Origin of the sequence: Streptomyces sp. NPDC058751 (genome assembly GCF_042746485.1) — a bacterium.
In the GTDB taxonomy this organism is placed as follows: Bacteria; Actinomycetota; Actinomycetes; order Streptomycetales; family Streptomycetaceae; genus Streptomyces.
Window position 1 is genome coordinate 1 of record NZ_JBHYPZ010000014.1, and the last position, 22,079, is coordinate 22,079.

Genomic DNA, 22,079 nt, shown 5'->3' on the forward strand with positions numbered 1-22,079 from the left:
TCGTACTGGACGTACTGGGGCTTTCGCCCGGTGCGGCGAGAGTGCGTGCCAGGCGTCGCGAGGCAGGCGGGAATTTGACGACAGGCCCTAGGGCCACTGTCGAACATCACCTGGGACTGGACACCTGCTCGGGGTGCGCCACAGTGGGCTTCGTGCCGCTTCGGACGGTTGTCGAGCAGGAGTGCTCCGAGGTGCTGGTGCTGCTCGCCGTTGAGGCCGAGGCACCGCAACGATGACTTGGCACACCACGAGCACGCGGTCGGACACGCGTTGCTCGACGGTCGATCACGTACAAGGCCGTTGTCAGTGCCGGCCTTTAGGGTCTCAGGTGCGCGGTCGGCTTCCGGGGGTTCCAGCTCTGAAAGGAATGGTTGCATCCCCGGCCTGTCTGGGGGCGGCCCGGAGAATCGTCCGGGACCTAACCGACGGTCGGGCTTCGTCGATGGCCAGGCAGTGACCTGCCAGAGCCGACCGCGCGCCGTTCCCTCTCGTGGGCGTCACCCGGTCCGTAGCTCTGGCCGGATCGGTCGGTGACGGTCGTACCGGTTGCCCGGAGGCCCTGGAGGAACGCTCCCGGACCGGGCCGGTCGCTGGGGTCTGCGGTACGGAGCCGCTGTACGGCGGCCGGGCGAGAAGCCTGTCCCGCCGGCTCCTTCATCGACCGCGAGCAGCCGAACCTTCCGCCCCGTCCGCGGCACGCCGGGCCGTCACCATATAGCCCGCGAAGCTGACGCCCGGCCTGGCCTTCGCCCACCCGTCCGCCTCCTCGACCGGAACCAGCACGGTCGTGCCCGGAACGGGGTGGTTCACCTTGTCCGCGGCGCCCGGGAGTACCCCGTAACGGCAGTGCACCTCTGCGATCGACACCACCTCCACCGAGGTGGGCGCGCGCCCCTCGTCCCGGCCGTGATGCTCCTCGCGCATGATCTACGGCACCCGCTTCAGGAGTTCGATCCCGTGCGGCTTCCTGACCACGCGACCGCGCGAGGTACGGCCGCAAGACCGGCGACCACCGTTCGCAAGTCGAGGAGCGTATCGGGCTGCCACGTCACGGACCCGGCGGCGAGCGAGCGGTCTACGGCACCTCGCCGATGCTGGTGATCACCTATGCGGCGGACGGCACGGTCGAACTCGTCGAGATCAGCTGCAGCAGCCCAGTAGCCGGTGAGAACTGTGAACGTGCCATCGCAGAGGGCGTGTCCGTGGCGCCGTACGCCTACTTCTGTGAGGGGTGAGACGTAGACCTGGGAGCCACGGACACCAAGGCGGGCAAAGCCGACGGGACGAAGCAACGGTTTTACTCCGGCGGAGAGACGATGCCTGCGCGGTGGGACTCCAGGACCCCCGGCTGCGGCAAGAGGTTCCGGGCGAGTACGTCCAGTGCTTCCGAGACCTCCCTCAGCCGCTGCGGGTCGTCGGATCCCAGCGCGATGGTGAGGGCGTCCTCGATGCCGGCGGCGCGTACCTGCGCCACTCGCTCGGACACGTCGGCGGTCTGGCGCACCAGCACACGGCGCCGGTCGGCGGGATCCGGAGCCGTCCGCACCGACCCGGCTTCCTTGAGCCGGGCGACGGCCGACGACACCTGGCTCTGCGGCAGACCGGTGCGGGCGGCGATCTCGCCGACGGCGGTGTCGGGATGAGCGGCGATGTCGCTCGCCACGACCAGCACCAGCCGGGCGCTGCCGGCATGGCGGTCGGCGCCGCCCGGAGGCTCCGGCAGGGCCTCCTCGCCGATCTTCATCAGGGTGCGTCCCAGCAGGAACAGCTCGACTCCGTTCACGATCCCAACATACATCGAATTAGATTCATCGAGATTGATGCATCTAGTTCGATGGATTACGGTGATGGTGGACACGGCGGAAGGCCCGCCGCCCACAAGGGGGAACGTCATGCCCGAGACCACCGGTACGCTCACCGTTCCCGGCGCGGCCCTGCACTACCAGGTCCGTGGTACCGGCCCTCTGCTGCTCATCTCGCAGAGCGGAGAAGGCGACGCCGACCGCACCGTCGACCTCGTCGGCCATCTCGCCGATTCCCACACCGTGGTCACCTACGACCGTCGCGGACTCTCCCGCAGCCGCCTCGGCGCCCCCGGGCGAGGCGCGACCCTGGCCGAGCACGCCGACGACGTCCACCGCCTGCTGGCCTCACTCACCGACGCCCCCGCCCTCGTGCTCGGCTGCAGTCTCGGAGCCGTCATCGGTCTGCACGCCGCCGTCCGGCATCCCGGGCAGATCCGCACCCTCATCGCCCACGAGCCCGTCGCCCCACGCCTGTTGCCTGACGGCGAACGCGCCCTCCACGAGCGCGAACTGACCACCCTTCAGGACCTCTACCTCCACGAGGGCCTCGCCGCGGCACTCCCGGAGATCGCCAGGAGCCTGGGCATCGACCCCGCCGCCGCGGACAGGGAACCCGGTCTGACACCCCAGCCGATGAACGCCCGACGAGTCGCCAACTTCGACTACTTCATCCGGCACGACTTCACCGCGATCATTCGCGACACACTGGACACCGCCGCGCTGAGGAGCGTCAGCACACGTATCGTGCCCGCCGCCGGGCGCACCACCCCGCGGACCGTCTTCGACTACCGGGCCGTGACTGCCCTGGCCGCACTGCTCGGCCGCGAACCGCAGGAGCTGCCCGGCGGGCACAACGGAAACACCACCCACCCGCGGGCCTACGCGACACGCATCAGGGAGATCCTCGCCGTCGAGGACTGACGCGGAACGGCCCGGCGCGACACCCTGCCGAACCCTGCCGAAAGACCGGCGAGGCGGATGTCCATGGGCATCCACGGCACCGGTGGTCCCGGATCGAACCGCATGCCGGGGCCAGTCGGAGCCGCCCTCATGGGGTCTCTGGCGGAGTCCGGCACACGTTTCGCGGGACGGTCACGCCTTATGGACGAGTAACAAAGCCGGGTGACGCGCGGTGCGGCGGCGTCCCGCTTCTGGAGATCCCGGAAATCCTGGCGAACGCCCCGTACTTCCGTACTTTCCGGCAGCCCGATTCCCGAGTGGCCGTCTCGGTCATCGGTACCTGCGGTGAGTACAGCACGCCGGGCGATCTGCGGGTCGGTGACGTGTACGGCATCCGGGCCCCGATGGCCGCAGAGGAAGCGGAGCGGCGGATGACCCGGGTCGGGTAGCACCAGGGCCGGCCGAGGGCGGTCCGTACCGCGCACGCTCCAGAGGTCCCGCCGGACGCCCCGGCCGGTCGGTCCGACCGGCTCATGCGCTGACGGGCAACTCCCTTGCACGCAGCCGGGCTTGGGATCTCGCTTCCGTGAGCCGGCTGTGGAACCGGTTGCGGCGGTTCTGGTCGAGGTTCAGCGGCAGGTCGAGTCGCGAGATGAGCTCCGACTCCAGGGTCCACGGTTCGTCGTGCTCGATCCAGCACACGCGGGCGTTCTCCGCCATCCACCGGCTGAGTGCGGCTTCCCCGGTCTTGCCGAAGGTCATGCGCGTACCGCTCCTGCCCACTCGGCGCAGCTCGATCCCGAGCAGGCAGCCGAGCGTGAGACGAAGCGTCGATCCGGCCGCGTTGCCGCGGTAGTGGTACCGCACGCGCTTGCGCAGGTTCTGCGTGCTGGTCCGGTTCGCCATGTACCGCGGAGCGATGCCGACGTAGAGCAGGCACCCGGCAGCGAGGTCCGCGCTGGGCGCCTGCTCGAAGTGCCAGCCGTAGACCCCTGCCGCGGCCGGCACCGGGCTGGGACGCGACAGGACCTCCCGCGCCGACCACAGCCGATCCGGTTCGGTGAGAGCGGTACGGGCCACGGAGCCTCCAAGGTCGGCGGGCTGCTGACCGCAGAGTACTGGCTGTCCAGGGGAGCCCCGGCGGCGGACCAGGCACCGCGGCTGTGCGAGGGCGGGCGTGATCGGCCGGGAGGACGCCCGAGTCGCTGCGGTCGTGGCGCCTCCTGCCCGGCGAGGCATCTCGCCCCTGCTGGGCTGTCGTCGACCGTGACGGCCGCGGGAAGCGGCACGGCCGTGGCACGCCGCCGATTTCCCCGGCCCGCCTCTTGTCCGATGCCCGCACGGACGGGAAGATCCCCGAGTCGCCGGGGTCACGGTGACCAGGGGCAGTGACGGCAGGGGGACTGTCGTGAGACAGCGGATGAATTTACTGGGGGAACCAGGGGTGGGGTTGCCGGGGGCACCGGGCACACCTGCTCCGAGCCGCACGGACGTGCGGAGGGCCCGCAGGCGGATGTGGGGCGCGTTCATCGCGCTGGGCCTCCTCGCGATCGGCCTGCTGGGGCTCTGGTACCGGACTCGGGACGTGTTCACCGGAGCCCGTGGCCCTTTCCCGGCCGCATTCGCCGCCGGAGCCCCGGTCGCGCCTGAACACGTCGTACGCCGGCCCGCGGGTGAGCAAACCCTGGTGCACGGACTGTCCCTCCGGTGGAGGGCTTCCGGCGTGACGGCGGTGAACCTGCGGACCGGCAAGGAGTACTGGCGCTACGAGCGCCGGGAGCCGAGCGTGACCATGCACGGCTTCCCGGCATCGGAACGCACCGTGGTGGTCGGCCACTCCGACGGAAGGCTCGTCGGCATCGATCTGCGCACGGGCAAGCGCCTGTGGAGCGTGGAGCTCCGGGAAGACGGTTATCGGTCCGTGGAGCTCGTCGGCGGTCAGGTCGTCACGGAAGCGCCGGGCGCCGTGCGTGCGTTTGACGAGCGTGACGGCCGGAGCCTGTGGACGGTGAAGACGTCCGAGTCGTGTCCCCGTGTAATCGTCCATTCCGTGCACACCCTGCCGGACCACCTGAGCGTCATCCCTGTGATTTGCAGCCGGAAGGGCGACATCACGGAAAACGACTACCTTCTGCTGGGCGTCGACAACCGTACGGGCAAGGCCCTCTGGCGTCAGCCCACCGTGGACCCCAATCGGACGTTCTGGAGTGACGGACACACGCTCGCCGTTCCGGACCCGGACCACCCGCGGACCGTCCGGCTGCTCGGCATGAACCGCCAAGGGGTCTCTCCGCGTTCCACCCTCTCCCTGGACGAGGGGAGCGTGGTCGCCGGCGGCGACGGCACCGTCCTGTCCGCCGCCGACCCGAAAGAGGGCTCCACGGACCACGACACTCTCCTGCGCGCCCACGACGCCCGGAACGGACGGGCCTCCTGGCGGTTGCGGGCGCCGACGGGCCAGGAGTTCGGGTTCCCCGAGATCGCCGACGGCCGGGTCTACGTCGTACGCCAGCCGTTCCTGGACGAGGCGGACGCGGGCCGCCGGGTACACGCCGACCTGATCGTCCTCGACGCGGAGACCGGGCGCCTGCTCCACGCCCTTCGACTGCCGGTCATGACCGCGCCGGACGACCACGACTACTACGACAAGCTCGACATCCTCGACATCGCCGACGGCGCGGTGAGCATCGGCTGGCGGGACGGCACGGGTGACTTGCTGGTCGCCACGGACTGACCCCGCCCGCGCCACGTCGTCGGCCGATGGTGCGGCCCGGGGCTCGGGGGCATCCGGTTCGGGCACGTGAGAGACAGGGAGGACGGCTCTACCGCTTCAGGGCCCGGTACCGTTTCAGCAGCGCCGTGAGCCTGGCCGGGTCGGCGCCGCCGTTCAGCTCGGCGACAAGACCGTCCGGACACAGTTCGTACAGATCGCCCCACCAGCGCCGCCCCCGGTTGTCCCAGATCCGGTATCCGCCGGGCACACCTCGGGCGACGTATCGCCGCTTCGCCATGATCCTCCGTGTCCAGGTCCCGGACACCGTAGCGCGCGGCCGGTGGAGCCCGATGGGCGAGTCAGGTCATGAGAGGTCGTCGGACGAGATCAGATAGTCCTTCGTCCGCTCGCACCTGGTCGACCGCTCGGACGCGCCGTCGTGCCGCGTCGCCCCGACGGCGTAACCGCCCAGGGCGACCGTGACTGCTCCCGCGCCGACCAGCGCGATCATCGAACGCTTCATGGCCGGGGATCGTATACGCCCAGGTCGAGCCACTCGCCACCGGTGCCCGCCGGCCCCCGGTCGACGACGTCGAGAGGCATGAGGACCAGTACGGTGACGGCGAAGTGTGCTGCGGCGGTGCGGGCTTGAGGCCCCCGGGCCCCGAGGACCTTCAGCCCGGGACGGTGGAGCAACAGGAACACGGGGGACATCGGGACGGCGAGCATCGTCCCGAGGGCGAAGGCGACGGGAGAGCCGGTCCACGGGCCGCTGGGGATGAAGAGCACCCCCCAGGAAGAGCAACGCGGTGTTTGCCCGAGAGGGGCCAGGGGCACCCGGGATCTCGTGCTTCGGACCGCGGCGCATGCTCCGTGGTGTCCGCGTGGCGGCAGCGGCCCTTTCCGGACAGGCGGGCGCGGCCCGTGCGAGCGCCCCGGCTGCCCGTCCGGTCGGTTCCGAAGCGATTCCGGTCCGAGCCCGGACTCACGGTTCAGGACCCGGCGCCCAGAGCGAAGAGGAGACGACGGCGATGGATGACCTGTTGCCCCAGGGACAGGAGCGCGACCGACGCTGTCCCGGCCTTGAACAGCCGCCTCCTGCGAGCCCCCGGTCCACCCCTGGGCCTGCCCCCGCCACGCAGGGCGAGGTGGTGACACCGCAGGAGCGGCCGACGAGTACGTCCGCGGTGACGGAGCAGGCGGTGGGGATCGTGATGGCTCTCGGGCGGTTGAGGCCCGACCAGGCGCGGACCGTCCTGGCCGAGGTCTCCCAGCGCACCAACATCACGCTGCGCCGCATCGCCGAACTCGTCACGGCGTGGGCGGCGTGCGGCGAACTCAACCTGGGCATCCGTATCGCCCTGGAGGAGTCGATCAGGAGCAGGCCCCGCCCTCCCCGGCCGCCCCGTTCAACGGCTGGATGAAGCACCCCGGGTCCCACGGGCGACCCGGGCTGTTCGTCACAGGCATGATCACCACCTGCGACCCGCCGGGGGCGGCCTCCTGCCGTCCTCGGCCGGACCCCGGCCCCGTCGTCCTCCACCAGCGGCACCGTCCGGCAGCCCGAGCGGATCAGCGCGTGGTGAGCATGCCCTCGCGGAGTTCGGCGAGGGTGCGGTTGAGGAGGCGCGAGACGTGCATCTGGGAGACGCCGAGGTGCTCGCCGATCTGGGCCTGGGTGAGTTCGTCGACGAACCGCATGTGGATGATGCGGCGCTCACGGTCGTCGAGCGCGGCGACCAGAGGGGCCAGTGCGTGGAAGTCCTCGACGAGTTCGAGGGCGCTGTCGTCACTGCCGATGAAGTCGGCCAGCGCCGCTTCACCGTCGTCGCCGGAGCCGATGGCGGCGTCCAGGGAGGCCGAGTTGTAGCCGTTGGAGGCCAGCCGCGCCTCGTTGACCTCTTCCTCGCTCAGGGACATCAGCCCGGAGAGTTCCTTGACGGTGGGCATGCGGCCGAGCCGGCTGCGGAGTTCCTCGGTGGCCTTGGCGAGCTGGACGCGGGCTTCCTGGAGGCGGCGCGGGACGTGGACCGCCCAGGAGGTGTCGCGGAAGAACCGCTTGATCTCACCGGTGATGTAGGGGACGGCGAAGGAGGTGAACTCGACCTCGCGGGACAGCTCGAAGCGGTCGATGGCCTTGATGAGCCCGATCGTGCCGACCTGGACGATGTCCTCCATCTCGTCCGCGCTGCGGCTGCGGAAGCGCGCGGCGGCGTAGCGGACGAGGGTGACGTTCATCTCGATGAGGGTGTTGCGCGCGTACTGGTACTCGGGCGTGCCCTCCTCCAGGACGGCGAGCCGGTCGAAGAACAGCCGGGACAGCCGGCGGGCGTCCGTGGGGGCGATCCGTGAAGGGTCGGTGATCTCCGGGAGTGCCGCTGTCCGTGCCCCGGCCGTCTCGGTCACCGTCATCACAAGCTCCTCCCCATCGCTCCAGCCCCCGCGCTGCCGGCTTTCGGAAGCCGGCCACCCCGCGCTTACCCCGGTTCACGGCGCGCATGCCAGTTTTTGTTCAGACACTCCTGCGGCGCCTCGGCCCGCTGCGGCCACGCGACGGGCCCGGCCCGGGTTTCACGAGGTCGAGACGCCGCCGCCATGGACTTCAGAGCGCCTCCAACGCTCCCGGCGTGTGCTCGCGCACCGCGATCCGGGCCAGCTTCGTCAGCATCATGCCGTTGCGGACGGCGACGATGTAGTCCACGGGGAGCCCGTGCATCCTGGTGCCGGGGCCCCTGAGGGGGTGCCAGTCGAGGGTGAAGAGGGTGTGCTCGCCCCAGGGGACCAGTCTCATGGCGATGCGTGCCGCGCCGAAGGGATCCGCCTTCGCCTCCAGCTCCAGCCGGTGCCGCGGCTCGCAGACGCGGACGACGCAGGTGTCGTCGAGCGTCAGAGGGCCCGCACCGACCCGGACCTTCAGTCGGGCTCCTACTTCCGGCCAGTGCGGGTCGGCGGCGAGGACCTGCCGAGTTCCCGTCACCCACTCCCCGTAGCGGTGGCCGTCGGACAGCAGGCGCCAGACCTCGGACGGCGAGCTCAGGATCAGACGGCGGTTCCGGGCCATGATCACGCTCCTGGAGGACGGGCGGCACGGGGGACGCCTTCGGCCGGGGCGTCCGGGGACGAGGATCCCCGGCCGCAGTGGGCGTCCGGCGGCTGCGGAGCCCGGCGCGAGAGTACGGCCCCTCCTCGGTCGACGGGTGCGTGCGGCGCAGCGGGCTCCCGCTCCTGCCGCTCGGGTTCGGTTTCCAGGGTCGGTCCGACGCGCCGCGCGCACAGTCCGGCAAGTCCGGACGGGTGAGTCGGCTCCCTCGAGCCGCCCCCGTCGTGTTCCTGGTGCGACGGTCCTCGCCCCGTCGCGCGTCCGGTGTGACGGTCCTGTCGGCGGGCGGCGAGATCGCAGGCGGTCGCCGGTAGGCTGCGTCGGTGCGCACGGTCGAGGTCTTGTTGGACGAGGCGGCGGACCTCGTGGTCCGGGAAGCGTGGCGACGGCTGGCGGAGGCGGGGCTGCCCAGTCAGGCGCGCCACCGCTCACCGACCAACAGCCCCCATCTCACCCTGGCCGCCTGCCCGGAGCTGACCGCCCCGATCCGCTGGGAGCTGGCCGAGGTGGCCGCCGCCCTGCCCCTGTCGGTGCGGTTCACCGGCGTGGTCCGCTTCGAACGGCCGACCTCGGTGCTGGCCTGGGCCCTCGATCTCGACTCCGCCCTGGCCGGTCTGCACGGCCGGGTGTGGGACGCGGTGGTCTCGGACAGCCCGCCCGAGACCCTCAACCCTTTGCACGACCCCGCGCGCTGGAGCCCGCACGTCACCCTCGGCCGTTCCCGGCGGGCCGGCGCGTTCGCCGGCCGGCGGATCCCCGAGCTGCTGCCGGCGCCGCCGTTGTCGGTCCGGCTCACCACCCTGCGCAGCTACGACACCGAGACAGGGGCCCTGGAAGTGCTGGGGCCCCGTCCCTGAGACGGCTCCGCCCGCGGCCTCGTCACGTCCCGGACTTCTGCTTCCGGCCGGGCCAGTCCGGATCGTCCTCGGCACCGGGCAGGTCCCGGTGCCCCTCGTGCCACGGGTTCGTCCACCCGCAGGCCCCGCACGAGTACCGCCCGTTCACCCCGGCGATCTCGGTCCCGCAGCCACGGCAGCCCGTCGTCGTGATCTCCTGCGTGTCCAGGAACGCCGCGGCCGCCGCGGCTGTCGCGGACGGATCGAGTACGGGCTGCTGGGCGCGCTGTGAACGTCTCACGGCTCCGACCCTACCCCCGGACCCCGGAGCCGGACCCGGAATCGTGCCGCACCGGTCAGGGCGTGAAAAGGACCTTCACGACACCGTCCCGCTTCTTCTGGAAAGCGGCGTAGGCGTCCGGGGCCCGGTCCAGCGGCAGACGGTGGGTGGCGAAGGACTCGACACCGAGCGGGTCGCCGTCGGTCAGCAGGGGAAGGATGTCGTCCACCCACCGCCAGACGTTGGCCTGCCCCATGCGGAGCTGGATCTGCTTGTCGAACATGGTCAGCAGGGGGAGCGGGTCGGTCATCCCTCCGTAGACGCCGGAGAGCGAGATGGTGCCGCCGCGCCGGACGAGTTCGATGGCCAGGTAGAGGGCGCTGAGACGGTCCACCCCGGCCCGTCGCATCAGCTTGGCGGCCAAGGCGTCGGGCAGCAGCGTGGTCATCTGCTGGCCGATCCTGGCCGCGGAGGCCCCGTGGGCCTCCATGCCCACGGCGTCGATGACGGAGTCGGGTCCGCGGCTGTCCGTGAGGTCCCGCACCGCCTCCACGATCCCGTCGCCGTGCTCCTCCAGGTTCAGGGCCCGCACCCCGCGCGCCCCGACCCTCTCCAGCCGTTCGGGCACCAGGTCGATGCCGATGACCTGCCCGGCGCCCCGGTGGGCGGCGATGCGCGTGCACATGTCCCCGATCGGGCCCAGCCCGAGGACCGCGACCGTCCCGCCAGGGGGCACCGCGGCGTACTCCACGGCCTGCCACGCGGTCGGCAGCACGTCGGAGAGGTACACGAACCGCTCGTCCGGGGGGCCCGGCGGAACCGCGATGGGGAGCGTGTTGCCGAACGGTACGCGCAGGTACTCGGCCTGGCCGCCGGGGACCTGCCCGTAGAGCTTGGTGTAGCCGAAGAGGGAGGCGCCGCTGCCGTATTCCCGGACCTGGGTCGTCTCGCACTGGGACTGCAGGCCCCGCCCGCACATGAAACACGTCCCGCAGGAGACGTTGAACGGGATGACGACCCGGTCGCCGGGCCGGACGTCCGTGACCTCGGGGCCGGTTTCCTGGACGATCCCCATCGGCTCGTGGCCCAGGACGTCCCCTGCTTCGAGGAAGGGGCCCAGGACCTCGTACAGATGGAGGTCGGATCCGCACAGACCCGTGGTCGTCACCTTGATGATCACGTCGGTCGGATCCTGGAGGGTGGGGTCGGGTGCCGTGTCGATCCGCACGTCACGCCTGCCGTGCCACGTCAACGCCTTCATGCGTCCTCGTCCCGTCGTCAGCAGGTTTCGTCGTCAGGAGTCGCGGCCCGAACCCGGTGCCGCCGTCCTTCGGTGGGCCTCCGCCTTCGCCCCGTCGGGCAGGACCTTGTTGACCAGTTCCCGCGCCTTGGTCTTCACCGATCCGGCGACGACCTCGGTCCTGCCGGCGAACAGGGCGTCCAGACCCTGCTCCGCCACCTGGGCCGGATCGTCCTTGGACTGCCGGCCGACCTTGGTGTCGTCCATGTCGGCGCGGTGGAAGAAGTCCGTCTCGGTCGGACCGGGCATCAACGAGGTCACGGAAACGCCGGTTCCCCTGAGCTCGTTCTGCAGCGCCTGGACGAAGGACTGCAGGAACGACTTGGACGCGTTGTAGACCGCCTGGAACGGGCCGGGCACGGTCGACGCGATCGAGGAGGTCACCAGGATCCGGCCCTCGGCCTGGTCGGCCATGTCGCACAGGAACCGCTTGGCCAGATGCACCGTCGCGCGGACGTTCAGGTCGATGATCTCCAGCTCGTCCACCAGGTCCGTTTCCAGGAAGGGGCCACCGTGGCCGACACCGGCGTTCAGGGCCACCACGTCGACCGGGCGTCCGGTGGTCCTGGTGGCCTCGTAGAAGCGTTCGGCCTCGGGGAAGCGCCGCAGATCGGCGACGACCGTCTCCACGTGGGCGCCCTCCGCGCGAAGCCGCGCCGCCGCCTCGTCGAGCCGCTCGGAGTCCTCGGAGTTGATGACCAGGTCGAAGCCCCGCCCGGCGAGCTGCCGGGCCAGTTCGAAGCCGATCCCGCTGGAGGCGCCGGTGACGACGGCCAAAGGTCGTATGAGGGTCATACCGTGCCGAGTACCCAGACCGTCCAGGTCATGCGGGCAACCGGAAGAACCTCTTCAGGCCCTCTCACTTCTCGGGGCCGTGCCCCCGGCTTCGTTCGTCTCCGGGAACAGCGCGTCGTCGGGGAGGCCGAGCCGTGCGCGCAGCGCGGTACGGCCCGCACCGGTCACGGTGACCACCCGGGTCGTGCTCCGGTGCACCGGCCAGGACGAGTCCAGCGCGTGCCGGAAGAGCGCCGCGCCCACCGCGCCGGCCAGGTGCGGGCGCTGTTGCGTCCAGTGCAAGCACGTACGGACATGGGGCGCGAGGAGTCGTTCGGGCGGTCGTCGGCGACGCCGAGCTCGCGCAGCCGGTCCCGGCCCGCCTCTGTGAGGGCCGGTCCGTAGTCCCAGGCCAGCAGCCCGAGTCCGGTCATCGAGTCGGTGATCGCCACGGCCGGCGCGCCCGCGAGGTGGTCGTAACAGACACGGGCGTGCGCCAGGGGGGCGGCGGTTGGAGTCGGTCAGCGAGCGCACCGGGGCCGGTCGGGACGGAGCCCGGGCGGCCAGGTTCTCGATCATCTCGGCGGTGTCCGCGGTCGCCGGCCGCAGCAGCCGGTTCCGCCCCCGCCGCTCCTCGGCCAGGATGCCGCCCCGCACCAGCCGGTCGAGGTGCGCGCCGGCCGTGGACCGTGCGACGCCCGCGGCGCGTGCCGGCTCCGACGCGGTCCAGGCGCGGCCGTCGAGCAACGCCAGACAGAACGTCGCGCGGGTACGGTCCGCCGGCAGCCCCGCGAACCCGGCGAGGTCGGGGCGTCCGCACGGGTTTCGTCGAAGCCGGTCATCCGCACAGTCTCGCCCGGTGACGGTTCGGCCGCCGACGAAGGTTACGGACCCTAGGGTTCGAGCCCATGACGACAGCGACACACGCGCCCTCGCACATCGCGATGAACCCGAGCATTCTCTATTTCGGTACTCTCCTCGCCCGGCCTGTGGCGCGCGGTGGAGCGGCTCGCCCCGCTCACCGGAGCGGTCCCCGTGCCCGCCGCCATGCGGGCGCGGGGCTACCGCCACGAGCCCGACAAGTTCGCCGCCGCCGGTCTCACGGCCGTACCGTCCGAGACGGTACGCGCTCCGCGCGTCGCCGAGTGCCCGCTCCAGCTGGAGGCCGGGGTCCGGCGTGGTTCACCGGACGCGGAAGGTCACTTCCTGATCGTGGAGTGCGCGGTCGTACGCGTCCACGCCGACCGGCGCATCGTCGTGCCCGGCACCCAGCACGTCGCCCCCACCCGCTGGAGCCCGCTCATCTTCAACTTCCGCCACTACCAGGGCCTCGCCCCCGAACTCGGCCACTGTTTCACCTCGGAGACACCCACGGGCCGAGCGGGCTTGGGCCCGGCCGACTAGGACTTGTCCCGGCGATCTCTGAGGTAACGGCGCCCGGCACCCGCGAATCTCGTTGCCGAAGGTCTTGTTGAGTGAGGTAGAAGGGCGGCATGGATACCGCCGTACTTGAACAGATGCTGGACGAGACCTTCGATCACGCTGTCGTGCACCATGGATACACCAACTACATGCGTGACTACGAGGTCATCGTCTACGCGACGGCTGATCCCCGTACCGGCATCACGCCGTCCCATCTGCGCTATCTCTTCAGGTACTGCGTTGAGGCGCGGTGCGAGACGTCAGTGCCGAGGGAGACCTGGCGGGTGTCTTTGGACGACCGGCTCATCGACCACGAAACCGGGGTTGACCTCGACGGATACGTCTGGGGAGTGAAGTGGCACTGCCTTTATCCGGGAGCGAAGCTCCTCCCCGAGTCGGAGGTGACCCGACGCTGGTCGAAGACCCTCGGGATCGACTTCCACGAGGTGCGCATTGAGACCAACGCGCACAACCTGACCTTGCTCTTCTCTGACCTTCAGGTGAGCGAGGTCCCGGTTGGATATGCACCGTTCGTCGTGGAGTAGGAATCAAGGTTCTTGCGATCTTGCGACCGATGTGTGTTCGGATCGCTCTTCCTGTCATGGGGCGGGGTGCTCTGAGTGATGCGGAGTGGGAACGGCTGCGGCCGTTCCTGCCTGTCAGTAACAGGCGTTGTGGCAGGTGGCGGGACCATCGGCAGGTGATCGACGGGGATGTCTCGGTCGATTCCATCATCGTCCGCGCCCACCAGCACGCGGCCGGCGCCCGCACCGAACCGCCATCAGCCCTCAACTCCAAAGGGGTCGAACCGGACACACCAGGGCGAAACGCCGTGGCAGAGCCTCGTCGCCCGCCTGATGGAGGTGGTGCTGGAGGTGAGGACCTGGGTCGCTCGCGGGGCGGGTTCACCACCAAGCTCCGCCTGAGCGCGGACGGCCGCTGTCGCCCGCTGTCCCTGATCGTCACACCCGGTCAGCGGGCTGAATGCACCCAGTTCAAGCCGGTACTGGAGAAGATCCGAGTCCCGAAACCCGGGCCGAGCAGGCCCCGCAAAAAGCCCGACAGCGTCGCTGCCGACAAGGCCTATAGCAATCGACCCTGTCGTGAGCATCTGCGGCGTCGGGGCGTCCGGCACACCATCCCGGAGAAGACCGACAGCCAGGCCGCCCGCCTACGCAAAGGCTCACGCGGCGGCCGGCCACCCGGCTTCCACGAAGAGCGGCACAAGAAACGCACCACCGTGGAACGGTCCATCAACCGACTGAAGCAGCACCGGGTTGTGGCGACTCGTTACGACAAGCGCGGCTATGTCTTGCTCGGAACCGTGACCACAGCAGCTCTCACCATCTGGCTCCGGACATGACCAACCGGACAAGTTCTAAGCGTTTCTCCGGTCCGCACCCGGTGCAGAATCCCGTCGATCACCTGCCGGTGATTTTGCCACCGGTCACACCGACCGTTGCTGACCGACAGGAACGGCCGCAGCTGTTCCCACTCGGCAGCCGTCAGATCTCCCCGTCCCATGCCCGGCCAACGACACCGTGCACGACCAGCCACATGATCGGACGGGCTACTCCGGGTCGACCGCAGAAGGCCGGCCCACCGCGGCGAGCAGTTCCCATGGCGTTTCCTTGTCGTCCTGGCCGTGGCCGAGTGCGAGCCAACGATCGCGATCCCGAAGTGGCCACGCCCGCACACTGATGCAGGTACTCAGATACGGCCAGAGGTCCACGACGAGCGGATTGCCCAAGCGGGTCGTGAGCGTTACGGCCAGGGCGTCGAGGCAGGCCCGTAGTTCGGCCTCGGCCTCGACCCATGCCTGCCCGTCATGGTCGTCCCAGAACTGCTGACTGGCCCGCAGGACACGCACCCGGTACTCCGGGCCGCCGTAGCCGGTGTCATCGCGGAACTCTTTCTCCGGGAAGGGCTGGGTGAGCAGTTCGTCAATCATGGCGAGGTGCTCCTCAAGGGGCGCACTCGAGATGGCTTCGGACTCAGCGGCGGTCATGAGCGCAGATTATGGGATTGCTCAGACAGTCACCCACGGCAGTGCATCTTGAACCATGATCGCCCGGACAGGCCCTAACGAGCTCGTCAAAGCTTGGCTCCCGCGGTGGCCGGCCGCCGAAGTTCGACCCGCAGGACTACAAGGCTCGGCACGCGGTCGAGTGCGGCATCAACCGCCTCAAGAGACACCGGGCCGTGGCGACGAGGTACGACAAGCTCGCGGTCCGCTACGAGGCAACCGTCCTCATGGCGGCCATCAACGAGTGGCTGTGACGAGATAGGGACGCTCAGCTGCCGAAACCGGTCAACGCGCCACGGGAATCGAACCTCGCGCTGGATGCCCAGGCGATCTCCCAGCGATTGCCTTCAGGATCGGCGATATACGCCGACCGGCCGCCCCAAGGACGGTCCACCGGATCGGCAACCGCGATGGCACCCGCCGCCACCGCGGCCACGAAGGCGGCATCCACTTGCTGACGGCTGTCCACATTGCAGGCGAGCGTGATCCCTGACCACACAGCGGGAGACGGGATGGCGGTCGCCGCCTCGGCAGCCAGCTCATCCACGGGGTACAGCGCCAACAGCACACCACCGAGCAGGAAACCCGCCCAGTCATCATCGCTGGAGGGGATCTCCTCCCATCCCAGACCGCGGTAGAACCGGCGCAACCTTGGCAGGTCACGGGTGCCGAGGGTCACTACGGAGAGGCGAGAGGGCAGCTCAGACATGGCCAAGATCATGCCGCTGATCAGCTTCCGGCAACAAGCAGGTCGCAATCACTTTTGATACGCGCCCTAGCCGCGTCCTTGCAGCACCTCGGTGACGGTGGCCCGGTACTTCCGCAGTGCCCGCAGGCCGGCGGCGTAGCGGTCGTGGTGCCGTGTGATGTCGGCGGACTGCTTCCGCGCCCGTACGGCGTGCCAGAGTTCGGCCGTGCGGTGGCGGCGCTTGCAGGTGACGTCCGCGACGGCGGTGGCCCGCTCCCGCCGCGTGTGCCGGGTGTTGCCGTCACCGTTGCGCTGCCAGGCGGTGTCCGTGTACGCCGCGACGGGATCGGGATAGCGCGGGAATCCCTGTTCCGCCACGCAGCGGGACCATGTGTCCCAGGCGGCGCGGAGGCGCGGGTCGCGCTTGACCGCCTTGTCGATCTCGATCGCCCGGGTGCTCGCGTAGAGCCAGTCCCTCTTGAGGTCGATGCCGCGCATCAGCCGCCGGTTCGCCTCGGCGTTGCAGGCGGGGAGGTCCGCGTACTCGGCGACGGTCATCCGGCGGCCCTTCGGCCGGGGATTCACCGAGGTCGCCGGGTCCCAGCCGTAGCCCCAGCGGCGGGCGGCGGCGAGGTCCAGGGCGCCGTAGTCGGTGCTGACCGCGACGGCGAAGACGGGGTCGCCGGGGTAACGGGGGTCGAGCGGGAAGCCTGGGTGTCCGTGCTCCGCCATGCACTCCCGGACCAGTGACGCCGAAGCCCGCTGCGATAGTCGGTAGTCCTGCGGCATGTAGGTGTAGCGGTCGGCCGGGAGGGGACCGAGGTCCGACGCCGTGCGGACGATCTTCGGCTGCCCGGGAGCGGAGGCGCAGACCGCCGCCAGCACCGCCACGGCACCCAGCCGCCATCTTCGCCTCGTCATGTGAGGAGATGCTAGTGCCACGGCAGGCGAAGGCCGGCCGCGGCACTGGCAACTCGGTTGTCTGCAACAGGACTTCACGTGACGGGGAGCCCGATCAGGCGGTACGGGCGGACCGCGGGTGCCCGCATGATCTCCGTGCCCGCGGGGTGAACCGGATCAGGGCAGGGTCCATTTCTGGGCGCCGGTGCCGTTGCACGTCCACAGCTGGACCTTCGTGCCGTCCGCCGTAGCGCCGCCCGAGACGTCCAGGCACTTGCCGGACTGCGGGTTGCGCACGGTGCCGTCGGTCTGGGCCGCCCACTTCTGGGCGCCGGTGCCGTTGCAGGTCCACAGCTGGACCTTCGTGCCGTCCGCGGTGCCGCCGCCCGAGACGTCCAGGCACTTGCCGAGCGCCTTCACCGTGCCGTCGGCAGCCACCGTCCACTTCTGGGCGCCGGTGCCGTTGCACGTCCACAGCTGGACCTTCGTACCGTCCGCCGTACCGGAGTTGTCGACGTCCAGACACTTGCCGAGTGCCTTCACCTCACCCGAACGGGGCTCGGGCTGGTCTCCGTTCTGCTTGATCCGGATGTTGCGGAAGGAGACGTCGTCGCCGTCCCCGTGGTTCTGGAGGCCGATGTGTCCCTGGCGCAGGCTCCGTACCGGGTCGGTGTTGGTGAAGTCGTTGATCCTGCGGCCGTTGAGGAAGATCTCCAGCCGCTCACCGGTGACCCGGAGTTCGTACGTGTTCCACTCGCCCGGCGGGTTCAGCGCGGCGTCGCGCGCCGCGATGTCGGCGGACCGGAAGCCGTAGACGGCGCCGGTGGTGCGGTCGGCCGAGTCGGTGGCGTCGATCTGGATCTCGTAGCCGTTGTTCACCGCGGACCACGGGTCGTCGGAGGCCGGGAAGCCCAGGAAGACACCGGAGTTGTCGTCCCCGGCCATCCTCCAGTCGAGCTTGAGGGAGTAGTCGCCGGTGAACTCCTTGGCGGAGTACCACAGCATGCCCATCCCGCCCTGGGAGGTGAGGGTGCCGTCGGCGAGGGAGAAGCTGCCGGGACCCGCCTGCTTCCACCCGGTGGTGGAGGAGCCGTCGAACAGGGAGGTGTACCCGGTCTCCGGACGGCAGTCGGCGTCGGTCACGCCGGCGGCCCAGCGGATCCCGCCGAGCAGGTGCCGGCGGAAGGCGGGTTCGGCGTACGACTCGTCGGTGTGGCCGCCTCCGGTGTAGAAGGCCCGGCCGCCCTGGTAGTCCTTGCACCAGGCGACCGGGTGGTCGCCGGACATGTTCCCGCCCGAGTAGCTGGACTCGTCCAGCGAGGCCAGGACGTGGGCGGTGGTCCGCGGGTTGGTGCGGTAGTTGTACCACTCGTCCGTGCGCTGCCAGGTGCCGCCCAGGTGGGCGGTGGCGTCGTGCGCCCGGTCCTCCACCTTGACGGTGGCGGACTGGACGGCCGGGTGCGAGTGGAAGAGGGCTCCGGCCAGGCCCTCGTAGAAGGGCCAGTCGTACTCGGTGTCGGCGGCCGCGTGCACGCCGACGTACCCGCCGCCGCCCTGGACGTACTGTTCGAACGCGGTCTGCTGGGCGGCGTCCAGCACGTCACCGGTCGTCGACAGGAAGACGACCGCCCCGTACTGGCCGAGGTTGCCGGCGGTGAAGGCCTGCGCGTCCTCGGTGGCGTCGACGGTGAAGTTGTTCGCCGCGCCCAGGTCACGCAGGGCCGCGACGCCCTCGTCGATCGAGGAGTGCCGGAAACCGGCCGTCTTGGAGAAGACGAGGACCTTGTACGCGGGATCGGCCGCCGTGCGCGCTTCCACGGCGACGGAAGGGCTCGCCGTCGAGGGCAGCGCCGAGGCCTGCGGGGCCAGAGCGAGCGCGGCGCCGGCGAGCAGGCCGAGAACCGTTGTGAGAGGGGTACGCATGACGATCGCCTCCTTTCTACGGAAGGTCTGCGGAGGGTCTACGGAAAGACTGCGGAAGGTTTGCGGAAGGTCTGCAGGAGATCTGCGGAAGGCCTACGGAAGGGTCCATTTCTGGTTGGGGCCGGTGTGACAGGTCCACAGGTGGACGGCGGTGCCGTCGTTCCAGACGCTCCCGGAGGCGTCCAGGCACTTGCCGGACTGCGGGTTGCGCACGGTGCCGTCGGTCTGGGCCGCCCACTTCTGGGCGCCGGTGTTGTTGCAGGTCCACAGCTGGACCTTGGTGCCGTCCGCGGTGCCGCCGCCCGAGACGTCCAGGCACTTGCCGAGCGCCTTCACCGTGCCGTCGGCGGCCACCGTCCACTTCTGGGCGCCGGTGCCGTTGCACGTCCACAGCTGGACCTTCGTACCGTCCGCCGTACCGGAGTTGTCGACGTCCAGGCACTTGCCGCCCACCCCCTTCACCTCACCCGAACGGGTGCCGCCGGAGGTCGTGAAGGAGAACTCGTCCACGTCGAACAGCGAACCGCTGCCACCCTTGAAGACGAGGTGGAGGGTGGTGGAACCGGCCGGCCGGCCGGTGAGCGCGGTGGTCACGTCCTGGAAGGTCTCCCAGTCGCCGGTGACCGGTACGGCGACCGTGCCGAGCAGGGTGCCGGTCGGCGAGCCGGCACGCACCTCGATCGTGCCGCCCGCTCCCGCCGAGGAGACCCGGGCGGTGAAGCGGTCCGCGTTCTGCAGGGCGTACGGCCCAAAGGCGATCCAGTCGCCGTTCTCGATGTGGCCGACGGTCCTTCCGCCGTGCGCGGGCGTGTGGGTGACGATCTGGACCCCCGACGAATCGCCGTAGTGCTCCGCCTGGCGGTGGCTGGGCTGGGTGACGTGCTGGTCGTGCGCGGTGAGGGCGGGCTGGCCGCCCGCGCCCTTGTCGGTGTACTCGGCGTCGACGACGCCGAAGACGTTGGCGTTGGGGTCGTGCTCCCCGTCCGCCAGGGTCTGCAGGGTGCCCGTGCAGCCGGTGGCCGAGGTCTGCGGGTGGCCGTGGCTGTCGTGCCCGACGACGAAGGTGACCTTCACCCTGGAGCAGTCGATCGTGCCGTCCTCGGGGTCGGTCACCGTCACCTTGAACGGGATCGCCGCGCCGAAGTCGTGGATGCTCCCGTCTGCGGGCAGGTCCAGCCTGACCGTGGGCGCCGTGTTCCCGACCGTGATCCGCACCGAGGCGGTCGCCGATTTTCCGGTGGTGTCGGTGACCTCGAGCGTGGCCGTGTACTGGCCGTCGGCGGTGTACGTGTGGGAGGGGGCGGCGGCCGTGGAGGTGCCGCCGTCGCCGAAGGTCCAGGCATGGCTGAGGGCGTCGCCGTCGGGGTCGGAGCTGCCCGCCGACGAGAACGAGACGGTCAGCGGCGCCTTGCCGGAGGTGACGTTCGCACCGGCCTGGGCGATGGGGGCGAGACCGCCCGTGACGTGCTCGATCCGGTACAGGGCGGAGTTCTCGTCGCCGTTGAAGTACCCGGTGCCGTAGTCGAGGACGTACAGGGCACCGTCCGGGCCGAAGGCCATGTCCATCACCTGGGTGCCGCTCCAGGGGAACGCGTTGATGGACTGGACGGTGCCGTCGGCGGCGGACTCGACGCGCTTGATCCAGCGGCGGCCGAACTCGCCGGCGAAGTAGTCGCCGTCGTAGGACTGCGGGAACTTCACCTCGGAGGTGGAGGCCGCGTCGTAACGGTAGACCGGGCCGCCCATCGGGGACTCCGAGCCGTTGCCGAACTCCGGTACGGATCCGCCGTCGTAGGGGATCCAGGCGGGCTGGGCGGGCGGCAGGTCGGTGAGACCGGTGTTGTTCGGAGAAGTGTTCCTGGGAGCGGCGCAGTTGAACGCGGAGCCCGAGGTGCCCGTGGCGAAGTCGTAGTCGACGTAGGCGTCGTTGTTCCCTGTGCAGTACGGCCAGCCGTAGTTGCCCGCCCTGGTGATCCGGTTGAACTCCACCTGACCGGCGGGGCCGCGCGTGGGACTGGCGCTGCCGGCGTCGGGGCCGTAGTCGCCGAGGTGGACGACTCCCGTGGCCCTGTCGACGCTCATCCGGAAGGGGTTGCGGAAGCCCATCGCGTAGATCTCGGGACGGGTCCTCGCGGTGCCGGGCGGGAAGAGGTTGCCGCTCGGCACCGTGTACGAGCCGTCGGCGGCGACCTTGATCCGCAGGACCTTGCCGCGCAGGTCGTCGGTGTTCCCCGCGGAACGCTGCGCGTCGTAGGCGGGGTTGCGGGAGGGGCGCTCGTCGAGGGGGGAGTAACTGTCCGAGGCGAACGGGTTGGTGTCGTCGCCGGTCGACAGGTACAGGTTGCCGGCCGCGTCGAAGTCGATGTCGCCGCCGACGTGACAGCACAGGCCGCGGGAGGCCGGTACGTCGAGGATCTTCTTCTCGCTGCCGAGGTCGAGGGTGCCGTCGGTCCTCAGGACGAATCTGGACAGCCGGTTGACCCCGTCGAACGGGGCGAAGTCGGCGGCCGTGCCGCTCGCGGGCGCGTCTCCGGCCGGAGTGCCGAGCCTGGGGGCGTAGTAGAGGTAGACCTGCCGGTTGGACGAGAAGGCCGGGTCCGCCGCCACGCCCTGCAGACCCTCCTCGTCGTGGCTGTACACGTCGAGCCTGCCCGCCACGGTGGTGGTTCCCGCGGCGTTCGTCAGCCGGAGCGTGCCGTCGCGCGACGTGTGCAGGACGGAGCGGTCGGGGAGCACCGCCAGCGTCATGGGTTCGCCCGTCTCGGCCACGCCCTTGGCGAGCGTGACCTGCTGGAACTCCGGTGCGGCCGATGCGCGGGCCCCGCCGTCGTGGCGCGCGGGCGCGGCGCCGGCCGGGGACACGGGCAGCAGGAAGCCGGCGGTGCACACCACGGCGGTGATCAGTAAGCGGACACGTTGATGTCTGAGCCTTCTCGTGCGCACGGAGGTCTCCCGACGTGTGGGGGTGGCGGCAGCTTCGTCGGTCTGCCGGGGGTGCTCGCCGGCGCGCGCCGTCACGCCGTGGGGGCCGGTCCGCGGTTCCGTGACCGGTTGGTTTCAAGGAAGTTAGCGGGCTTTGTCGAACTCGGTAACCCGGTGCGCGCATGTTCTCGCAACTTTCTCCATGATCGGGACAAAGTGCTCGCCGCGTTCGGCCGGGCGGATCGTCCGACCGGCGGGTTGTGGCCAACAGGCCCTTTACCGGGCGGAGTTGATCGACCGCGCGGCCAAGTGGCAGGAGCTTTGACTGTATTCAGGACAAAGCATGGACGGTGATGGGAGAAGTCCCTACTGTGTCCGACGCGACGGTGCGGACCCGTTGGGAACTCCCGCCCGTGGCACCTCCGTGTCCGGGGCGACGGCGCGCCCCGGCAGTGGTACCCCCACTTACCCGATCGGGCCCCTCGGATCC

At 70.2% G+C, this 22,079-nt stretch carries 24 protein-coding genes and 2 pseudogenes; 8 read left to right on the plus strand and 18 right to left on the minus strand.

The annotated features are described in order from the left end of the window. Window positions 1-654 precede the first annotated feature (654 nt). Window positions 655-924 (minus strand): DUF6578 domain-containing protein, encoded by a 270-nt coding sequence (locus tag ACFW6B_RS15285; protein ID WP_386595977.1) that lies wholly within the window; start codon window positions 922-924, stop codon window positions 655-657. Window positions 925-1,297: 373 nt separating this feature from the next. Further along, window positions 1,298-1,783, minus strand: coding sequence for a MarR family winged helix-turn-helix transcriptional regulator (locus tag ACFW6B_RS15290; RefSeq protein ID WP_386595979.1), 486 nt, complete (start codon window positions 1,781-1,783; stop codon window positions 1,298-1,300). Between the two features lie 109 nt (window positions 1,784-1,892). Between ACFW6B_RS15290 and ACFW6B_RS15295 the strand changes: the two genes are divergently transcribed. Beyond that, window positions 1,893-2,726: an alpha/beta fold hydrolase gene (locus tag ACFW6B_RS15295; RefSeq protein WP_386595981.1), complete on the plus strand. Its 834-nt coding sequence runs from the start codon at window positions 1,893-1,895 to the stop codon at window positions 2,724-2,726. 510 nt (window positions 2,727-3,236) lie between these two features. Here the strand turns inward: ACFW6B_RS15295 and ACFW6B_RS15300 are convergent. After that, complete coding sequence (locus ACFW6B_RS15300; RefSeq protein ID WP_386595982.1) at window positions 3,237-3,785, minus strand: GIY-YIG nuclease family protein; 549 nt, start codon at window positions 3,783-3,785, stop codon at window positions 3,237-3,239. Window positions 3,786-4,428: 643 nt separating this feature from the next. Here ACFW6B_RS15300 and ACFW6B_RS15305 point away from each other — a divergent pair. Further along, window positions 4,429-5,439, plus strand: a complete 1,011-nt coding sequence (locus ACFW6B_RS15305) for a PQQ-binding-like beta-propeller repeat protein (protein ID WP_386595984.1) — start codon at window positions 4,429-4,431, stop codon at window positions 5,437-5,439. 88 nt (window positions 5,440-5,527) lie between these two features. Here the strand turns inward: ACFW6B_RS15305 and ACFW6B_RS15310 are convergent, their stop codons facing one another. The 3 genes from ACFW6B_RS15310 to ACFW6B_RS15320 all read right to left on the minus strand — a co-directional run bounded on the left by ACFW6B_RS15310 (window position 5,528) and on the right by ACFW6B_RS15320 (window position 6,207). Continuing rightward, window positions 5,528-5,716, minus strand: coding sequence for a hypothetical protein (locus tag ACFW6B_RS15310; RefSeq protein ID WP_386595986.1), 189 nt, complete (start codon window positions 5,714-5,716; stop codon window positions 5,528-5,530). 66 nt (window positions 5,717-5,782) lie between these two features. Continuing rightward, a complete protein-coding gene (locus ACFW6B_RS15315; RefSeq protein WP_386595988.1) occupies window positions 5,783-5,941 on the minus strand; it encodes a hypothetical protein in 159 nt (52 codons plus the stop codon). Continuing rightward, window positions 5,938-6,207, minus strand: coding sequence for a hypothetical protein (locus ACFW6B_RS15320; RefSeq protein ID WP_386595990.1), 270 nt, complete (start codon window positions 6,205-6,207; stop codon window positions 5,938-5,940). The genes ACFW6B_RS15315 and ACFW6B_RS15320 overlap by 4 nt, the downstream gene beginning before the upstream one ends. Before the next feature lie 359 nt (window positions 6,208-6,566). Between ACFW6B_RS15320 and ACFW6B_RS15325 the strand changes: the two genes are divergently transcribed. Beyond that, on the plus strand, window positions 6,567-6,842 hold the full coding sequence (locus ACFW6B_RS15325) for an ANTAR domain-containing protein (protein WP_386595992.1): 276 nt from the start codon (window positions 6,567-6,569) through the stop codon (window positions 6,840-6,842). Between the two features lie 148 nt (window positions 6,843-6,990). Here ACFW6B_RS15325 and ACFW6B_RS15330 read toward each other — a convergent pair whose 3' ends face one another. Continuing rightward, window positions 6,991-7,830 (minus strand): RNA polymerase sigma factor SigF, encoded by an 840-nt coding sequence (locus ACFW6B_RS15330; protein WP_386595993.1) that lies wholly within the window; start codon window positions 7,828-7,830, stop codon window positions 6,991-6,993. Window positions 7,831-8,020: 190 nt separating this feature from the next. After that, window positions 8,021-8,479 carry an SRPBCC family protein gene (locus ACFW6B_RS15335; RefSeq protein WP_386595995.1) on the minus strand — a complete coding sequence of 153 codons (459 nt, stop codon included), beginning with the start codon at window positions 8,477-8,479 and terminating at the stop codon, window positions 8,021-8,023. 362 nt (window positions 8,480-8,841) lie between these two features. On the opposite strand from ACFW6B_RS15335, the gene ACFW6B_RS15340 reads away from it, so the two are divergent. Then, window positions 8,842-9,375, plus strand: a complete 534-nt coding sequence (locus ACFW6B_RS15340; RefSeq protein WP_386595996.1) for a 2'-5' RNA ligase family protein — start codon at window positions 8,842-8,844, stop codon at window positions 9,373-9,375. Window positions 9,376-9,397: 22 nt separating this feature from the next. On the opposite strand, the gene ACFW6B_RS15345 is transcribed toward ACFW6B_RS15340, so the two are convergent. The 5 genes and pseudogenes from ACFW6B_RS15345 to ACFW6B_RS15365 all read right to left on the minus strand — a co-directional run. After that, window positions 9,398-9,655: a hypothetical protein gene (locus ACFW6B_RS15345; protein ID WP_386595998.1), complete on the minus strand. Its 258-nt coding sequence runs from the start codon at window positions 9,653-9,655 to the stop codon at window positions 9,398-9,400. A 55-nt stretch (window positions 9,656-9,710) separates the two neighbouring features. Next, window positions 9,711-10,895 carry a zinc-dependent alcohol dehydrogenase gene (locus ACFW6B_RS15350; protein WP_386595999.1) on the minus strand — a complete coding sequence of 395 codons (1,185 nt, stop codon included), beginning with the start codon at window positions 10,893-10,895 and terminating at the stop codon, window positions 9,711-9,713. A 33-nt stretch (window positions 10,896-10,928) separates the two neighbouring features. Then, the gene (locus ACFW6B_RS15355; protein WP_386596001.1) at window positions 10,929-11,729 is read right to left on the minus strand and encodes an SDR family NAD(P)-dependent oxidoreductase; all 801 of its coding nucleotides are present in this window, start codon (window positions 11,727-11,729) and stop codon (window positions 10,929-10,931) included. Window positions 11,730-11,783: 54 nt separating this feature from the next. After that, window positions 11,784-12,011 (minus strand): hypothetical protein, encoded by a 228-nt coding sequence (locus tag ACFW6B_RS15360; RefSeq protein ID WP_386596261.1) that lies wholly within the window; start codon window positions 12,009-12,011, stop codon window positions 11,784-11,786. Window positions 12,012-12,353: 342 nt separating this feature from the next. Next, window positions 12,354-12,779, minus strand: a pseudogene (locus tag ACFW6B_RS15365) (winged helix-turn-helix domain-containing protein); the annotation flags it as partial. Between ACFW6B_RS15365 and ACFW6B_RS15370 the strand changes: the two are divergent. From ACFW6B_RS15370 to ACFW6B_RS15380, 3 genes are all read left to right on the plus strand, one after another. Continuing rightward, window positions 12,672-13,112, plus strand: coding sequence for a flavin reductase (locus tag ACFW6B_RS15370; protein WP_386596250.1), 441 nt, complete (start codon window positions 12,672-12,674; stop codon window positions 13,110-13,112). The pseudogene ACFW6B_RS15365 and the gene ACFW6B_RS15370 overlap by 108 nt on opposite strands. 89 nt (window positions 13,113-13,201) lie before the next feature. Further along, window positions 13,202-13,675 (plus strand): hypothetical protein, encoded by a 474-nt coding sequence (locus ACFW6B_RS15375; protein WP_386596003.1) that lies wholly within the window; start codon window positions 13,202-13,204, stop codon window positions 13,673-13,675. Between the two features lie 56 nt (window positions 13,676-13,731). After that, entirely contained in the window at window positions 13,732-14,493 is a 762-nt protein-coding gene (locus ACFW6B_RS15380; protein ID WP_386596252.1) for an IS5 family transposase, read from the plus strand. Window positions 14,494-14,700: 207 nt separating this feature from the next. Here the strand turns inward: ACFW6B_RS15380 and ACFW6B_RS15385 are convergent, their stop codons facing one another. After that, window positions 14,701-15,138: a hypothetical protein gene (locus ACFW6B_RS15385; protein ID WP_386596005.1), complete on the minus strand. Its 438-nt coding sequence runs from the start codon at window positions 15,136-15,138 to the stop codon at window positions 14,701-14,703. Between the two features lie 95 nt (window positions 15,139-15,233). Between ACFW6B_RS15385 and ACFW6B_RS15390 the strand changes: the two are divergent. Beyond that, window positions 15,234-15,410: pseudogene (locus tag ACFW6B_RS15390) on the plus strand (IS5/IS1182 family transposase); the annotation flags it as partial. 14 nt (window positions 15,411-15,424) lie between these two features. On the opposite strand, the gene ACFW6B_RS15395 reads toward ACFW6B_RS15390, so the two are convergent. The 4 genes from ACFW6B_RS15395 to ACFW6B_RS15410 form a co-directional block, all read right to left on the minus strand. Further along, window positions 15,425-15,865, minus strand: a complete 441-nt coding sequence (locus ACFW6B_RS15395; RefSeq protein WP_386596006.1) for a VOC family protein — start codon at window positions 15,863-15,865, stop codon at window positions 15,425-15,427. 66 nt (window positions 15,866-15,931) lie between these two features. Next, window positions 15,932-16,765: a hypothetical protein gene (locus tag ACFW6B_RS15400; protein ID WP_386596007.1), complete on the minus strand. Its 834-nt coding sequence runs from the start codon at window positions 16,763-16,765 to the stop codon at window positions 15,932-15,934. A 156-nt stretch (window positions 16,766-16,921) separates the two neighbouring features. Continuing rightward, window positions 16,922-18,667, minus strand: a complete 1,746-nt coding sequence (locus ACFW6B_RS15405; protein WP_386596009.1) for a ThuA domain-containing protein — start codon at window positions 18,665-18,667, stop codon at window positions 16,922-16,924. Between the two features lie 93 nt (window positions 18,668-18,760). Continuing rightward, on the minus strand, window positions 18,761-21,610 hold the full coding sequence (locus tag ACFW6B_RS15410; protein WP_386596012.1) for a PQQ-dependent sugar dehydrogenase: 2,850 nt from the start codon (window positions 21,608-21,610) through the stop codon (window positions 18,761-18,763). Between the last annotated feature and the right edge of the window lie 469 nt (window positions 21,611-22,079).

What these genes read in the sequence shown, in the direction of transcription:
- ACFW6B_RS15385 (WP_386596005.1), bottom strand. Translation starts at nt 15,138, where the DNA reads ATGACCGCCGCTGAGTCCGAAGCCATCTCGAGTGCGCCCCTTGAGGAG.
- ACFW6B_RS15395 (WP_386596006.1), bottom strand. Translation starts at nt 15,865, where the DNA reads ATGTCTGAGCTGCCCTCTCGCCTCTCCGTAGTGACCCTCGGCACCCGT.
- ACFW6B_RS15350 (WP_386595999.1), bottom strand. Translation starts at nt 10,895, where the DNA reads ATGAAGGCGTTGACGTGGCACGGCAGGCGTGACGTGCGGATCGACACG.
- ACFW6B_RS15375 (WP_386596003.1), top strand. Translation starts at nt 13,202, where the DNA reads ATGGATACCGCCGTACTTGAACAGATGCTGGACGAGACCTTCGATCAC.
- ACFW6B_RS15355 (WP_386596001.1), bottom strand. Translation starts at nt 11,729, where the DNA reads ATGACCCTCATACGACCTTTGGCCGTCGTCACCGGCGCCTCCAGCGGG.
- ACFW6B_RS15315 (WP_386595988.1), bottom strand. Translation starts at nt 5,941, where the DNA reads ATGAAGCGTTCGATGATCGCGCTGGTCGGCGCGGGAGCAGTCACGGTC.
- ACFW6B_RS15400 (WP_386596007.1), bottom strand. Translation starts at nt 16,765, where the DNA reads ATGACGAGGCGAAGATGGCGGCTGGGTGCCGTGGCGGTGCTGGCGGCG.
- ACFW6B_RS15285 (WP_386595977.1), bottom strand. Translation starts at nt 924, where the DNA reads ATGCGCGAGGAGCATCACGGCCGGGACGAGGGGCGCGCGCCCACCTCG.
- ACFW6B_RS15295 (WP_386595981.1), top strand. Translation starts at nt 1,893, where the DNA reads ATGCCCGAGACCACCGGTACGCTCACCGTTCCCGGCGCGGCCCTGCAC.
- ACFW6B_RS15335 (WP_386595995.1), bottom strand. Translation starts at nt 8,479, where the DNA reads ATGGCCCGGAACCGCCGTCTGATCCTGAGCTCGCCGTCCGAGGTCTGG.
- ACFW6B_RS15330 (WP_386595993.1), bottom strand. Translation starts at nt 7,830, where the DNA reads ATGACGGTGACCGAGACGGCCGGGGCACGGACAGCGGCACTCCCGGAG.
- ACFW6B_RS15405 (WP_386596009.1), bottom strand. Translation starts at nt 18,667, where the DNA reads ATGCGTACCCCTCTCACAACGGTTCTCGGCCTGCTCGCCGGCGCCGCG.
- ACFW6B_RS15310 (WP_386595986.1), bottom strand. Translation starts at nt 5,716, where the DNA reads ATGGCGAAGCGGCGATACGTCGCCCGAGGTGTGCCCGGCGGATACCGG.
- ACFW6B_RS15380 (WP_386596252.1), top strand. Translation starts at nt 13,732, where the DNA reads ATGGGGCGGGGTGCTCTGAGTGATGCGGAGTGGGAACGGCTGCGGCCG.